Annotated in this window: 3 protein-coding genes and 1 pseudogene; 3 read left to right on the top strand and 1 reads right to left on the bottom strand. The window is 72.9% G+C overall.

Going from position 1 to position 2,022, the window contains the following annotated elements; genetic code table 11:
• On the top strand, positions 1-989 hold a 989-nt coding region (locus tag H5J30_RS29680), incomplete at its 5' end, for a polysaccharide deacetylase family protein (RefSeq protein ID WP_181790435.1).
• Positions 990-1,172 (top strand): annotated as a pseudogene (locus H5J30_RS37755) (hypothetical protein); the annotation flags it as partial.
• Here the strand turns inward: H5J30_RS37755 and H5J30_RS29685 are convergent.
• Complete coding sequence (locus tag H5J30_RS29685; protein ID WP_181790437.1) at positions 1,115-1,525, bottom strand: DUF2000 domain-containing protein; 411 nt, start codon at positions 1,523-1,525, stop codon at positions 1,115-1,117. The pseudogene H5J30_RS37755 and the gene H5J30_RS29685 sit on opposite strands and share 58 nt — an antisense overlap.
• Positions 1,526-1,601: 76 nt before the next feature.
• Here H5J30_RS29685 and H5J30_RS29690 point away from each other — a divergent pair.
• Positions 1,602-2,022 (top strand): AraC family ligand binding domain-containing protein (locus tag H5J30_RS29690; protein ID WP_181790439.1); only part of this gene is annotated, 421 nt, incomplete at its 3' end.

Below are 2,022 nucleotides of genomic sequence, written 5' to 3' on the forward strand. Positions count from 1 at the left end.
AGCCCCGGCAGCCGCGGGTGCGCAAGCTCGCCGACGGCGAGAAGCCGCCGCAGTTCGTCGTCTTCTCCTGGGACGGCGCCGGCGAGATCGGTGACGGCCTCTTCCAGCACTTCCGCGAGGTCGGCCGGAAGTACGACGCCGCCATGACGTACTTCCTCTCCGGCATCTACCTCCTCCCCGAGTCCAAGCGCTCCCTGTACGAGGCCCCCGGCCACGCCCCCGGCGCCTCCGACATCGGACTGCTCAGCGACGCGCACATCGAGGACACCGTCGAGCAGGTCCGCGGCGCCTGGCTCGACGGCAGCGAGATCGGCACCCACTTCAACGGCCACTTCTGCGGCCCCACCGGCGGGGCGAGCTGGTCGAAGGAGGAGTGGAAGAGCGAGATCGCGCAGGCCGAGCGGTTCGTGACCCGGTGGAAGACCCACACCGGCCTGCGCGACGCCGCGCCGCTGCCCTTCGACTACGCCGAGGAGCTGACCGGCGCCCGCACCCCCTGCCTCGAAGGCGGCGACAACCTCCGTGCCGCCGCCCGCGACCTGGGCTGGCGCTACGACACCAGCGGGGTGGGCGAACAGGTGTGGCCGGCGAAGAAGGACGGCCTGTGGGACCTGTCGATGCAGCTCGTGCCGTACCCCGGCAGCGACCGCGAAGAGCTGACCATGGACTACAACTTCAAGGTCAACCCGCTCACCACCCCCGCCAACGCCGAGGCGCGGATGCGCGACGGGCTGCTCGCCGGCTTCGAGCGCGCGTACACGGGCAACCGCGCGCCCCTGATCGTCGGCAACCACTTCGAAACCTGGCACGACGGCGCGTACATGCGCGCGGTCGAGGAGACCATCAAGGAGGTCTGCCCCAGGAAGGACGTGCGGTGCGTGTCCTTCCGCCAGCTCGCCGACTGGCTCGACGCGCAGGACCCGAAGACCCTGCGCAAGCTGCGCGGGCTTCAGGTGGGCCAGGCGCCGCGGGGCGGCTGGGGGGCGTAGCACTCGGCCGATGCGGAGAACGGCTCCGTGCTCCTCGCCGAAGCCGCCGAACTCGGCCGGCAGGGCCGCTGCACCCCGCGCGTCGAGCGGACCTACCCGCTCGAACGGACCGCGGCGGCCGGGGCTCAGGTGTGCAGGGACAGGCCCTTGACCGTGCGGTCGACGGCGTTGCGCGGGCCGTAGACCGCCAGCCCGGCCAGGGACAGGCTGTCGGCGGGGACGTCGCGGACGGCGGCGCGGTTGTCGTCGTCGTTGCCGGTGGCGAACAGCTCGTCGGTGTAGACGGCGGCGGCCAGGCCGCGGCTCAGGGCCCGGGTGTGGGTACGGGTCAGGCCCGCGGCGTCGGCCGCGAAGACGAGGACGGGCTCGCGGAACATCGGCAGGTAGGTGTTGCCGGAGGCGTCCTCGTACGGCTTGCCCATGATGTCGTCGGCGGCGTGGGCGACGCCGCTGCACAGGAAGGCGGTGACGTTCAGCCGCTGCCAGGCGGCCAGGTCGTGCCGTACGACCACGGCGATCTTGGTCTCGAAGCGCATGCCGCCAGCGTGCCGCGGCGGGGCGTTCGGCGTCTTGAACGCTGGTGCGCCGGGCAGGCCGCGCGGGTGCGGCACCATGGAGGACATGAGCGACTGGGTCTCGTACTGGCGGGACGCGCAGCGGCCCGTGGAGGCCATGCGCGCCCACTTCGAGGAGCACGTCTTCCACCGCCACAGCCACGACGCGTACTCCTTCGGCCTCACCGAGACCGGCGCCCAGCGCTTCGTCTGCCGCGGCGGCTCGCACACGTCGGCCGCGGGCCTCGTCATGGCCTTCAACCCCGACGACCCGCACGACGGCGAGGCGGCGACCGAGCTGGGCTTCACCTACCGGATGGTGCACATCGGCCCCGACGTCGTACGGGACGTCCTCGCCGACGTCGCCACGCACCCGGGCGCGCGGGTCGCGCTCCCGCTGTTCGCCGACCCCGTGCACCGCGACCCGCCGCTGTGGCGCGCCCTGTTGCGGCTGCACGCGGCGCTGACGGAGGGCGCGG

The sequence above is a fragment of the Streptomyces phytophilus genome, from assembly GCF_013870535.1.
GTDB classification, from domain to species: domain Bacteria; phylum Actinomycetota; class Actinomycetes; order Streptomycetales; family Streptomycetaceae; genus Streptomyces; species Streptomyces phytophilus.